Raw genomic sequence first — 13,723 nt, forward strand, 5'->3', positions numbered from 1 at the left:
GAGAAAGGGAGGGCATCCGTTGCCCTCCCCTCCGTGGTTCACGCTCCCTGCGACAGTCCTTATCAGGACCTCAAGAGGCCAGAATGAAGTCTGTGGCCGAGACGGTGTTTGGATCTCCCACACCTACCAGGGTGATGGAGCCCGCACCGAAGTTGAGCAACGTATCCGCACCGAGATCGACGACGTTGACACTGCTGCCAAAGGTCGCTGCCGTGATGTTGAGCGCAACGAAATTGAGCAGATCCTGCCCTCCCGCAGCGTCGGTATCGAAGCCGATGATCCGATCGTTGCCGAAGCCCGCGCCGAACACGAAGATATCGTCGCCACTGGCGGCATTCATCGTGTCGTTGCCGGCACCGCCCGCAACACTATCGTTGCCGGCCCCCCCATCGAGGGTGTCGTTGCCCAGGCCGCCCAACAAGGTGTCGCTGCCACCGGCACCGTTGAGAGTGTCATTGCCCACCCCACCGGTCATGACGTTGTTCGACGCGTTGCCGGTGCCGACGAAGTTGCCGACTCCGGTGAAGAGCAGATGCTCGGCATCGGTGCCCAGTGTGTAACTGTTCAGCGACGTCTGTACGGAGTCCTCACCGCTACCCGCCACCTCGACAACCGCGTCCGCGGCTGAATCGACGCGGAAGGTATCGTTGCCGACTCCACCTTCCATCCGGTCAGCCCCTGCAGCGCCATCAATGACGTCGTTGCCGATGCCACCCAACAGCGTGTCGTTGCCAGCACCACCGTTGAGGCTGTCATTACCGGCCCCGGCGGTGATGATGTTGTTCAACGCGTTGCCGTTGCCGACGAAGTTGCCGGCTCCGGTGAAGAGCATATGCTCGACATTGGCACCCAGTGTGTAGCTGTTCAGCGTCGTTTGTACCGAATCGGCACCCTCACCCGTCACCTCGACCACCAGGTCCCCGGCGGAATCGACGCGGAAGGTATCGTTGCCGGCTGCACCGACCATCGCGTCATTACCCGCGCCGCCCGTGAGGACGTCGTTGCCGGCTCCACCCATCAATGTGTCGTTGCCGCCGGCGCCGTCGAGGCTGTCATTACCCGCCCCACCGGTCATGACGTTGTTCAACGCGTTGCCGTTACCGGTGAAGTTGCCGGTTCCGGTGAAGAGCAGATGCTCGACATTGGCACCCAGTGTGTAGCTGTTCAGCGTCGTTTGTACCGAATCGGCACCCTCACCCGCTGTCTCGACCACCAGGTCACCGACGGAATCGACGCGATAGGTATCATTGCCGGCTCCGCCGACCATTGCGTCATTACCCGCACCGCCAGTGAGGACGTCATTGCCCAGACCACCCATCAATGTGTCGTTGCCATCAGCGCCGTTGAGGGTGTCATTACCCGTCCCGCCGGTGATGACGTTATTCAGCGCGTTGCCGTTGCCGGTGAAGTTGGCGACGCCGAGGTAGAGCAGATGCTCGACATTGGCGCCCAGTGTGAAGCTGGCCAGCGAGGTCTGTACGGAATCCGCACCCTCACCCGTCAACTCGGTCAGCACGTCCCCGGCTGAGTCGACGCGGTAGGTGTCGTTGCCGACTCCGCCCAGCATCTGGTCATTACCCGCACCGCCATTGAGGAAGTCGTTACCGTCCTCGCCGTTGATGAAGTCGTTGCCGTCTCCGCCACTGAGATTGTCGTCGCCGATGCCACCAAACAACTGGTCGACACCACCCTGGCCAATGAGCGTATCGTTCCCGCCCAGGCCAAACAGCACATCGCTACCCGCGGTACCGACGAGGGTGTTCGCCAGGGCGTCGCCCGTTTGCACCGCCCCCAGCAGTACAACCAGCGCCGTCGCCGCAGAGGTCACCGACTCCAGTGTGCCGAAGCCATCGGTATAGCGCGCAATCACCCGGATTTGCTGGTTGACTTGCGCCGCACCTGGGGTGAAGGTCGCAGCGGTCGCGCCGGTGATATTGGTGAAGGTAGTCCCGACACCTTGCTGCCATTGGTAGCTGAATGTGCCCAACCCGTCCGGATCGGCAATCCCGGCCGTCAGCGCGGTCAGCACCTGACCTTGGGTCGGTGTCGTGTCACTGACCAGCAACGCGCCTGTCGGTGCATCGTTGACATTGATCACCGGAGCCGTGGCGTCGGACGCAACGCTTTCGGCGGTACCGAAGTCATCCACGTAACTGACCACCACGCGCACCTGATCGCCGACCTGAGCTTGCCCAAGTGTGAACGTACTGGCGGTGGCTCCGGCGATGTCGACGAAGGTAACCCCGTTGGTCTCCTGCCACTGGAAGGTGAACTGCGGATTGCTGAGGCCATCGACGTCGACAATGGTCGACAGGTCGGCGGTCAACACCTGGTTCTGCACCGCAAGCCCGAGGATGCCCGGCCCTGCAGTCGGTGCGGTGTTACCCGCCGAGTCGACGATCTCCAGCGTACTATTGCCATCCTGATACACCGCCCGAACGCGCAGGTTCAGACCGGCGACATCATCCGTCACCCGGTAGGTGAGGCCCGTCACCCGCGATACCTCACCGGCGGCGAGAATGGTGATGTCATCATAGATGCCCGAACCGGCAATGGTTTCGACCTGCCAGTAGTAAGACACTGGACCGGTAATCGCGCCGGTAGGATTGGCCGCACTGACACTGTCCGCGTCGCGTATCGACTGACTGCTGACGCGCAGCAGTTGGCCGGCGACAGGAGTATCTTCGCGCGCACCGGTGGTGGCATCGAGGATCGCCAGACGCCCCACAGGAGCACTGTTCAAGGCAGTGCCAACTCCGGAAGCCTGCGCCTGGTCAGCGAACTGCAGGCGCTCGATGCCGGTCAGGCGATCGACGCCATCACGCCCTGCAACCAGGTCGGTCACGATGACAGCGTTGCCATCGACAGCGACCGTGTACTCCGACGCATTGCCGGAGAACACTGCAGTGTCGAAATTGTCAGTGCCGGTCAGGATCTCCCGCACGATGACAAGCTGGCCCGGGTTGTAAGTACCGTTCAACATTGCCTGGACCATCGGCCCCATGCTGTCGAACGTGGCGATTTCCGCGCCAGTGCCATCAGCGTTTGCCCGTACGCTGATGCGTACGTTCAGCCACTTGTCACCGTCGATGATATCGTCGCCACCGCGACCTTCAATGAGATCGCTGCCGCTGCCACCGAGGATGATGTTACCGCCGTCGAAGAACGTCGCTCCGACTGGCAGCAGCCCCGCCAGACCGTTGATCAGGCTGATGTTGGTCAGCACACTGCCAGTTGCACCCGCGGTGGGTAGCGATGCCGCATCTTGGCTATCACCGCGCAGGAAGTCACCGTGGGACGAACCCGACAGGCCTTCCATGATGTCGAAGCGCACCAGCGCCGACGCTCCCGAACCCGGCTGCGGAGGCACATCGAAGAAGCGGTCGCTGAAATCGACACTCACACCTTGAGCCAGATCCTTGAAGGTCGCCCAGTCATAGCCCGAGCCGCCGATATAGCGGTCACCAAGGCCGAGACTGCCGACCATGATGTCGTCGCCGCCTTCGCCGTTGAACTTATCGTTCTCGTTACCACCGACGAATACATCGTGGCCAATGACCGGGTCGTTGCCCAGCGGATCGAAGTTGTCGCCAGGCGCACCGTCCGAGGTACCCTTCTCGATCCAGTCGTCGCCTTCGTTACCCATGTCCTGTTCGTTGGCTTTGCTGCCCAGGATGAAGTCATTGCCCTGGCCACCAATGGCCTCGGAGGCGTCCTCACCAGTAATGATGAAGTCGTTGCCGAATCCGCCAATGATCAGGTTGACGCCGTTGCCGCCGTGCAGTACGTCGTGGCCGTCGCCACCCTGGATGTTATCGTCGCCGCCAGTGTCGGTGATGATGTCGTCGCCGGCACCACCGCGCAGCTGGTCATTGCCGTCTCCGCCATCGATGCGGTCGTTGCCACCATCGCCCCAGACCGTGTCATCGCCTTCACTGGCAATGAGGATGTCTGCGTTGTCGGTGCCGCCCAGCACGATGTGCTGGTCACCTGTGTACTTGATGTAGTTGGTGTCCGCGCCCACTGTCAGCGGGTTGTCACGGAACACCACCTGCTCGCCATTCGGGCCGAGCGGATCGACGGCGAGCAGACCTTCGTTGAACTGCCTGCCCTGATCCACTTCCAGATAGAACCCCGGATCCGTGAACACCACACCCGGCAAGTGCGTGGCCGAGGTGTTGGCCATGATCAGCTTGGCGAACGAGTTGCTTTCAAGCTCCGCATTCATCGACAGGCCAGAGGTACGCTCCAGGTAATAGAAGCGGTCGCCGTCCTGCAGTTTTTCCAGCTGGTTCTCGAACACGAAGTTGAAGGTCGAGCCGAGCATGCCGCCGAACGGGGTTTTCGCTTCGGCCAGGCCGCCAATCCACATATCGATGGCATCGACGCCTGTGATCGTCACGTTCCTCAGGTCGTCGGCAGTATTCAGAACCCCATCGCTGCCGGCCAGCGTTACGTTGGCAAAGGCACCGGTGCTGTTGAGGAAGTCCAGGCGGTCAGCCGGCGCCCCCACTCCACCGAATACCAGCGCCAGAGCTGCAGCGCGTTTGCCTTCCAGCGTGGTCGCCGCCGTGATCGTGTCATGCGTGCCATAGGCCGCGATGAAGTTGATCAACGACTCCGGATGCTTGAGGTGCTGCACCAGGTCGACCCAGCTGTTGTAAGGCTTGAGTTGGGTGTCACCGGTTTGGCTGTAGATGTCGCGGCGGAACGCGTTGAGTGAAGGAATCCCCACGTCGCGGCCACGGGCGATGTTGATCGCCGGCAGGTCAAGTGGCAGGCCGAGCAGGTTATTGCGCAGCGCCTCGGTGACGAACTCGTCGATTTCGTTACCGGCTTGCCGGGTTACCCCACGGATGATCGCACTGGTCGCATCCTCTGGCGACACACCACTGGCGGCGTACGCCAACGGGTTGAGGAACGCCGCGATCAAGCCCAGTTGCTGATCGGGATTGGCGCTGCTCGGATCGCCTATCACGTTGAAGTCGATATCGTAGCGATCGACAGTCTCAGTCAGCATCGAGTGGCCAAACCGGTACACGGTGTGGGCGAACTCGGCGACGATCGAAGGATCGAGGTCGACGTCATAGACCTGGGTCGGTGCGAAGAACAGGTCGATGTTGGGCTGGATGGTCCGCGCAAACTCCTCGAACACCAGGTGCTGATACTGCATCTCGGTGCCGAACTTGGCAGCCTGGAACAAGCGCTCGCCATTCCACTGCAGCGCATCGAACTCAGCCTGGGTAGTTGGCAACGCGGCCACCGGAGTCAACAGCCACTCGTTGAGGAAGGCCACGTCACCCGAATCGAGCACGGTGTCCTTGGTCTGCGCAACCAGCCGGTTGTGCTCGGAGTGGAAGATCGCATGCACCGCGGTCAGGCCAATGTTTTCGTTGACCCGGCCGTCGCCGGCGATGTAGTGCGCGTCGAGCAGTTCGTTGTCATAGGTCAGGTTGTTGCCGCCCGGGCCAACGGGCTGCGCATTACCGACAAGGGTGTCAGCATCCGCCTGCAGAACCCCGCCGGTAACGACCGGCACGGCGTTGTGGGCGATGTCGTTGAGGAAGGCATGGCTGGTGCGCACCGCGTTCACGAGGCTTACCGGATTGGCCGGATCGCCTTCGACAAGCGTAGTGACATCATCGGCGGTGCCGGCAATGCCATCCGCCCCGTTGTTGACCCGAATGACAACCTGCGGGAAGCCGTTCGGCCCCTTGATGAAGTTGCCATAGGCGTCAGTCGCCAGCAGCGGGCCGCTGTCGATATCGGCGTCGGTCAGATTGATACCCAGCACGTCGCGTGCCTGAGCCTTAACCACCTTCCAGGTTGCCATACCACCGATTTCAACGTCGTCAGCGGTGCCAAACGTGCCATCCGCCCCCAGGTCACGATTAGTGATCAACCGGCCTGTCGCTACGGGGCCGCTGGCGGTAAGTTCATAACCGCGCAGGAACACCTGATGCGACGGGTGCGAGCTATAGGTCTGGTTCTGGTCCACGAACGGCGAGGTGGTGTTGGTGTGCTCATGGATATCGTCGGCCGTGCCGAGAACGCCATCCGCCCCCGGCTGGTTGGTCGCGCGAGTCAGGACCATGAAGTTCGTCAGGCTACCAGGCACAAACAGCGGATCATCCGGTTGCAGCGGAATGAACACGGTGCCTGAACCACCTTTGGTCACCAGGTCCAGACCATGATCGAAGAACTGCCCGAAGAAGGTCATCCAGGCGTTGAACGGCGCGGACAATCCCGCGTCTGCCGTGGTGTTCTCGAACAGGTACACATCGCGGTCGTCGGCAGTACCGAACTGTCCATCCAGCCCGGGGCTGGCAACAATCTGTACGCCATCCTTGAGCACGTCGTCGTTACCCACCGCGCCGAAATTGAGCACACCGTCCAAGCCCGGGTCGAAAGCCGTGGCATAGGCCGCCGGGTTGTTCGCTGTCTGATCGACGATCAGGTTACTGATGGTGCGCGGTTGCGAGTCAATCACCAGGCCGCCGTTCTGCGTATACGACGTTCCCTGTTCCGCCGGATTGAAGACCGGATCGCTTATGCGCGGAAAGAGGTTATCGGCGGCGCCAAACTCGGTGTTGTTGTTGCCGTTGAGGTTCAACAGGTTGTTGTTCGACCCGTCGACCGTACGCAGGCCCAGCGGCGCGCGGATGTTCGGGATCAGCGAGAGGATGTCCTGACCGGCCGCATCAGCCTCGGCAATCTTGATCTGGTCAAGAATGAAGTTGAGGTCGGAGCGGACCATGTGCAGGCCCGCGCCACCCGAGGTGGCATCGACTACAGGTACCAGCGGTGTTGGCGTGACCGGTGCACCAGCGACTACGGCAGCCGTCGGCGTGGAGAACAGAATCTCCGTGGTGCCGTGACCGTCCTGATAGATAGCCTTGACCCGCAACGACAACCCGGCGAGGTCAGGGGAGACCTTGAACGCCGTACCATCGGCGCTTTGGAACGCCAGGTCGCCGGCCGGCAACAGGATGATGTCCTCGAATACGCCGCTGCCTGGAGTGGCCTCGAACTGCCAGATGTAGGACACAGAGGAGTTGGTGATCAAGCCCAGCGGATTACCCGCCGCAACGTTGTCGGCATCGCGCACGCCGGCCACGCTGACCGTCAGCGTATCGCCCACGGTGATCGCGCCGCCGTTGCCATCAGCGACCGTCGGACTGCCAACCGGTTGTGCATTCAGACCCGGTATCAGCACTTGCTGGTTATCGGCGAACTGCAAGCGTTCGATATGCAGCAGGGTATCGGTACCGTCGCGACCTGCGACGGTATCGGCCACTGTCCAGACATCGTCCGTCACATCGGCGGTGCCACGGTCGTCGACAGTCACCGCATATTCGGCTTCGAGGCCGGAGTAAATGGCAGTATCGAAGGCCGCCCCGCCAGTCGAGGTGCCGGGCATGATTTCCCGCACGGCCTTGAGTTGACCAGGGTTGATGGTGCCATCCAGCATCAACGGGATCATATCGACCATGCTGTCAAAGCTGGCGATCTCAGGGCCGGTATGGTTGACGTCTGCCGGATCATAAACGGCAATCCTGACGTTGATCCATTTGTCGCCATCGATCAGGTCATCGCCACCGCGACCTTCGATCAGGTCACTGCCATCACCGCCGAGGATGATGTTGCCGGTGGCAAAACCGGTGACCGGCAAACCGGCATCTGCCAGGAACTGGTCCAGACCGCGGATCAACGCCACATTGGTCAGCGCACTGCCCGTGGTACCACCGTGGTTGGCGATAGTGACTGCATCAACATTATCGCCTTTGAGCACATCGCCGAAACTCGAACCGGACAAACCCTCGACCTCGGCAAAACGGTCGAGAATCGAGGCTGGTGAGGCACCGACCGGATTGAATATGCCGGCATTCTGGTTGGGTGTATTGCCGTGTGGCTGCGCCAGCGCGGCCATGGTCAGGTCAGCGGTGACGCCGACCCTGTCATTTTTGTAGGTCACCCAGTCGAAACCGGACATGCCTTCCATCTTGTCCTGGGCATCGCTGCCGGTAAAAATGTCATCGCCACCTTCGCCGATCATTTCGTCGAAACCGCCACCACCAATAAAGATGTCGTTACCAATCACATCGTCATTGAGCAGTGGTGAGAAGTTATCGCCAGGCGCACCGTCCTGGGTACCCTTCTCGATCCAGTCATCACCTTCGCCACCCATAGGTGGCAGGTTGGTCTTGGCACCGAGTATGAAGTCGTCACCCTGCCCGCCAAAGGTCAGGGAGATGTCTTCCGTGGTGATGATGAAGTCCTGGCCATCGCCACCCAGGATCAGGTTGCCTCCGACAAGCATGCTGCCAGCGATGATCACATCGTTACCGTCATTGCCTTCCAGTCGGTTGTCGCCGAACGAATCACTGATGATGTCATCACCCGCGCCGCCCAGTACCGCATCATTCCCGGCACCGCCTTCAAGGCGGTCGTTGCCTCCGTCGCCGTAAAGGGTGTCATCGCCCTCACCGGAAATGATGATGTCATTGCCGGCAGTGCCGCCCATGACGACATGGTCTTCACCGGTGTACTGCAGATAATTGGTGTCCGGACCCACGGTATCGGGGTTGTCGCGAATTACCAGCGACACGACTTCCACACCGTTGATCATGATACCGCCGGTCGGATCGGCGCGGCCATCCACGCCAAGGCCGGTGAACTGAGTGGTCTGATCCACCTCAAGGGTGAACGTCGGCGTCAGGAACACGGTGTTCGACAGGTGGGTGACATCGGTGTTGAGCATGATCAGCTTGGCAAAGGAGTTGTTTTCCAACTCGGCGCCGAAGTTCAGGCCCGCGGTACGAGCCAGGTAGTAGAAGCGGTCGCCGTTCTGCAACGCCTCCATCTGGGTTTCAAACACAAAGTTGAACGTCGAGCCGAGCATGCCGCCGAACGGCATCTTCTGTTCGGCGAGGCCACCGACCCAGAAGTCGATGTCGTCGACGCCCGTGACCGTCACACCGGTCACGTCATCGGCAGTACCCAGTACCCCATCAGCGCCGGCCTGGGTTACGTTGGCGTAGGCACCGGTGCTGTTGAGAAAGTCCAGGCGGTCAGCCGGCGAACCCGCACCGTTGAATACCAGCGCAAAGGCTGCAGCGCGTTTGTCTGCCAGCGTGGTCGCCGCCGTAATCGTGCTATGGGTGCCATAGGCCGCGATGAAGTTGACCAGCGACTCGGGGTGCTTGAGGCTGTCTGCCAGGTCAGCCCAACTGATGTAGGGCTTGAGTTGGCTGTCGCCGGTGGATGCGTAAAACTCGCGACGCGCCTCATTCAAGGTAGGGATACCCGTGTCGCGACCACGTGCCAGGTTCAGGGCCGGCAAATCGAGCGGCAGACCGAGCAGGTTGTTGCGCAACGCTTCGGTGACGAACTCATCGATTTCGTTGCCGACCTGGCGGGTAACACCGCGAATGATTGCCCCTGCCGCCTCGTCCGCAGTCACCCCGCTGCCAGCGAACGCCAGCGGGTTGAGGAAGGCCGCGATCAGACCCAGTTGCGAGTCCGGGTTGGTGGGGTCAGTGAGCAGCGGATTGAACGCGGGGTCGAAGCGATCGACGGTCTCGGTCAACATCGAGTGACCGAAGCGATACACCACGTGGGCGAACTCGGCGAGGATGGCCGGGTTAATCGAGGTGTCATAGCCGGAGGGCGCGAGGAACTCGTCGATCTGTGGCTGAACGGTCCGCGCGAACTCCTCAAACACCAGGTGCTGGTACTGCATCTCGGTACCGAACTTGGCGGCCTGGAACAGGCGTTCGCCGTCCCATACCAATGCCGCAATCTCGCCAGGTGTAGTCGGTATTGCAGCCACATCGTCCGCCAGCCACTCATTGAGGAAAGCCAGGTCGCCGGAGGCAAGGATGGTGTCCTTCGATTGCTGGACCAGGCGGTTGTGCTCGGAGTGGAACACATGGTGCACGGTGGTCAGGCCAATGTTTTCGTTCACCCGGCCGTCGCCGGCAATGTAGTGGGCGTCAAGCAACTCGTTGTCATAGGTCAGGTTGTTGCCGCCAGGGCCAACGGGCTGGGCATTGCCGACCGCGATGTCGGCATCCGCCTGCAGAACCCCGCCTACGACTACCGGCGCGGCGTTGTGGGCGATGTCGTCGAGGAAGGCATGCCCGGTACTCACGGCACTGGCCAGGCTGATAGGAGCTGCCCGGTTGCCTTCGACCAATTGAGTGACGTCGTCCGCTGTCCCGGCGATGCCATCAGCGCCGTTACTGATGCGAATCACCACCTGCGGCATGCCGTTAGGCCCGCGGATGAAGTTGCCGTATGCATCGGTTGCCAGCAATGGCACGTTGTGTACGTCAGCGTCAGTCAGGTCAATGCCGAGAATGTCTCGGGCCTGTGCCTTGACCACCTTCCAGGTCGCCATGCCGCCATTTTCGCTGGCGCCATCATCGGCGGTGCCGAACAGGCCATCGGCGCCGAGGTCGCGGTTGGTGATCAAGCGCCCCGTTGCAACAGGTTCGCCTGCCGCATTGAGGACATACTCGCGCAGAAACACTTGATGCGACGGGTGCGAGGCGTACGTCTGGCTCTGGTCGACAAACGGCGAGGTGGTATTGGTCTGACCATCATCGGCCGTGCCGACTACCCCGTCCGCACCGGCGGTATGCACTGCGCGTGACAGCACCATGAAGTTGGTCGAGCTGCCCGGGACGAACAACGGATCGTCCGCCTGCAGCGGAACAAACACGACGTCAGTCGCACTCTTGGTGACCAGGTCAAGACCGTGGTCGAAGAACTGACCGAAGAAGGTCATCCACGAGTTGAAGCTGGCGGTCAGGCCGACGTCCGGCGACACGTTGGGCATGAAGAACACGTCCTTGTCATCGGCCGTGCCGAACACGCCATCCAGTCCGGGGCTGGTGACTATCTGTACGCCATCCTTGAGTACGTCGTCATTACCCACCGTGCCGAAGTTGAGCACACCGTCCAGGCCCGGGTCGAACGCTGAGGCATAGGCCGCCGGGTTGTTGGCGGTCTGGTCGACGACCAGGTTACTGATAATCCGTGGTTGCGGGTCGATCACCGTCCCTGTTCCGGCGTACTGCGCCGATAGAAAGGAAGGATCGAGCAGGCGTGGGAAGTCAGCGTCCGCGGCGCCAAAATCACTCTGGCCGGTGACCAGGTTGTTGAAGCTGCCATCGACGGTACGCAGGCCGAACGGCACCTGGGTATTGGGAAGCAAATCAATGAGGCTGGTGCCGGCGGCATTCGCCTCGGCGATAAAGATTTGCTTGAGGATGAATTCCAGGTCCGACTTGTTGAAATTGGCCATTTTGGATTGCCCTCGATCTGTCTGGTTAAAGGCGCGGGACGAAAAAATCCTCCCGCGCCAAGTCAAGTGCTGGCTTGCGCAGTTAGTTGGTTATGTTTTTTTTGCGATAGCTGGCGTTACCCGGGACCCGGGATTCGCGCCTGGAATTCGCGATATGAATTGCTCGCCGGGCGATCAGGCAGAGCGGCATCGAACCCTGGGCGGGCCATGGAATCTGGAAGTGAAGGCGAACGTCCTGGACAGCCCCTTCCCTCTGCAAAACAACGAAATGATCGACATGGTCCTGCTCCTCCCGGGAAATCACTACGCCCTGCGTTGCCAAAACGATGACAGGCTTCAGGCGGGTGGCCCCCCCGATAACTAAGACTAAAGTTCCATAGCAAAACTTTGTCAATAATACGTCGCTAAAACAGACGACCGGCGTTAGGCAACACAACTATCTGTTTTTTAAGGACATATAGAAAGTTATGCGCTGGTATAGAGCGAAATGTTATTTCGGAGTGATTCAGCGCCACCTACGCTGCTGGATAAGGGAGCAACGCAGCGATTTCGGAAGACTCGCCATCCATAGAGCGACCAGCCTGCGTGTCCATAAGCTGTTTACGGGACTACATTTACTGTTGGCTGTTGCGCTCCAAGGGCAATCGGCTTTTCGCAGTGGGAGGATCAAAATGCCCAAGCAGTCGAGCATCCGTTCAGAACTGGCCGACACGCTCTTTCGTCTGCGCCGCAGCTTTTATTTGCTGGCAGGGTTCAGCGGCGTCATAAACGTCATGATGTTGACGCCAGCTATTTATATGCTGCAGGTTTACGATCGAGCCCTGGTCAGTCGCAACGTCACGACGCTGACGATGCTGACTGTCCTGGTAGTAGGCTTGTTCTTGCTGATGTCCACGCTGGAAATGGTCCGCACCCGTGTACTGATCCGGGTCGGAAACTGCCTCGACATGGACCTCAACCGACGAATTTTCACCGCTGCATTCGAGCGCAACCTGAACCGCGCCGGAGGTAACCCGGCCCAGGCCCTGCAAGATCTCTCCCAGGTTCGTCAGTTCGTCACCGGCAACTCCCTGTTCGCTTTCTTCGATGCGCCGTGGACGCCGATCTACCTGCTGGTCGCCTATTTGATTCACCCAATACTCGGACTGATCACGCTGATCGGCTCGCTGATTCTGGTGGCTCTGGCCTGGCTCACTGAAAAGGCGACGCAGAAGCCACTGGCCGAAGCCAATCAGGCCGCCCTCTCCTCCAGCCAGTACGCCAACAACAACCTGCGCAACGCCGAGGTCATCGAGGCCATGGGCATGCTGCCGTCGATCAGCAAGCGCTGGTTCCAAAGCCATTTGCGCATTCTGGAAATGCAGACTCTGGCCTCCGATCGTGCCGCCTTGATCAGCAGCACCGGGCGCTTTGTGCGGATCACCTTGCAGTCACTGATCCTCGGCGCCGGCGCGCTGCTGGCGATCGAAGGCAAGATCACCCCGGGGATGATGATTGCCTGCTCGATCCTCACCGGTCGCGCGCTGGGCCCGGTGGAACAGGTCATCGCGTCGTGGAAGCAACTGCTCGGCTGCCGTTCGGCCTGGGGCCGGCTCAACGAGATGCTGCAAGACTTTCCGCGCCGGCCACCGAGCATGTCGCTGCAACGACCAATGGGCATGCTGGCGGTGGAGAATGTGTATGCAGGCGCTCCGGGCACCCCCAACACGATTCTGCGCGGAGTGAGTTTCAGCCTTGTCCCCGGTGAAAGCCTCGGCATTATCGGCCCATCCGCCTCGGGCAAATCCACCCTCGCCCGCCTGCTGGTTGGCGTCTGGCCGACGCAGGCCGGCAAGGTGCGCCTGGACGGTGCGGACATATTCACCTGGAACAAGGGCGAGCTTGGCCCCTGGCTCGGCTACCTGCCACAGGACGTGGAGCTGTTCGAGGGCAATATCGCCGACAACATTGCGCGCTTTGGCGAAGTGGACAGCGAAGCGGTTATCCGCGCCGCCAAGATCACTGGCGTGCACGAGATGATCCTGCGTTTTCCGCAGGGCTATGACACCCGCCTTGGCACCGATGGCAGCCCGCTATCCGGTGGCCAGAAGCAGCGAATCGCCTTGGCGCGCGCGCTGTATGGCGAGCCCAATCTGATCGTGCTGGACGAGCCGAACGCCAACCTCGACGACGTCGGCGAAAAGGCCTTGGTCGATGCTCTGGCCGAACTCAAGGGCCGTGGCGCCACCGTCATTCTGATTTCTCACCGTCCCAACGTACTCTGTGCCGTCGATAAGGTACTGATGCTGCGCGACGGCGGTGTGCAGATGCTCGGCACGCGCGATGAAGTATTCGCAGCGCTGCGCAAGGCCAGTGTGATCCCTGCAGGCGCGTCGACCCCACTGGCCTCCGTCAAAGCACGGGAGTGACCGA

General features: G+C 60.9%; 3 protein-coding genes. 2 read left to right on the forward strand and 1 reads right to left on the reverse strand.

The genetic code is table 11. The features are described 5' to 3' along the window. Positions 1 to 70: 70 nt before the first annotated feature. The gene (locus AC3WTM_RS22925) at positions 71 to 11,311 is read right to left on the reverse strand and encodes a peroxidase family protein (protein ID WP_102671618.1); all 11,241 of its coding nucleotides are present in this window, start codon (positions 11,309 to 11,311) and stop codon (positions 71 to 73) included. Here AC3WTM_RS22925 and AC3WTM_RS22930 point away from each other — a divergent pair. Both AC3WTM_RS22930 and AC3WTM_RS22935 read left to right on the forward strand, forming a co-directional pair. Beyond that, on the forward strand, positions 11,298 to 11,675 hold the full coding sequence (locus tag AC3WTM_RS22930; protein ID WP_146023719.1) for a hypothetical protein: 378 nt from the start codon (positions 11,298 to 11,300) through the stop codon (positions 11,673 to 11,675). The two genes, AC3WTM_RS22925 and AC3WTM_RS22930, sit on opposite strands and share 14 nt — an antisense overlap. Before the next feature lie 307 nt (positions 11,676 to 11,982). Next, complete coding sequence (locus AC3WTM_RS22935) at positions 11,983 to 13,719, forward strand: type I secretion system permease/ATPase (protein WP_102671620.1); 1,737 nt, start codon at positions 11,983 to 11,985, stop codon at positions 13,717 to 13,719. Positions 13,720 to 13,723: the final 4 nt, after the last annotated feature.

Source organism: Pseudomonas sp. EU05-FHT14B02 (genome assembly GCF_058791055.1).

Bases quoted from the DNA above. Each gene is read 5' to 3' on its own strand.
- AC3WTM_RS22935 (WP_102671620.1), top strand. From the start codon at position 11,983: ATGCCCAAGCAGTCGAGCATCCGTTCAGAACTGGCCGACACGCTCTTT.
- AC3WTM_RS22925 (WP_102671618.1), bottom strand. From the start codon at position 11,311: ATGGCCAATTTCAACAAGTCGGACCTGGAATTCATCCTCAAGCAAATC.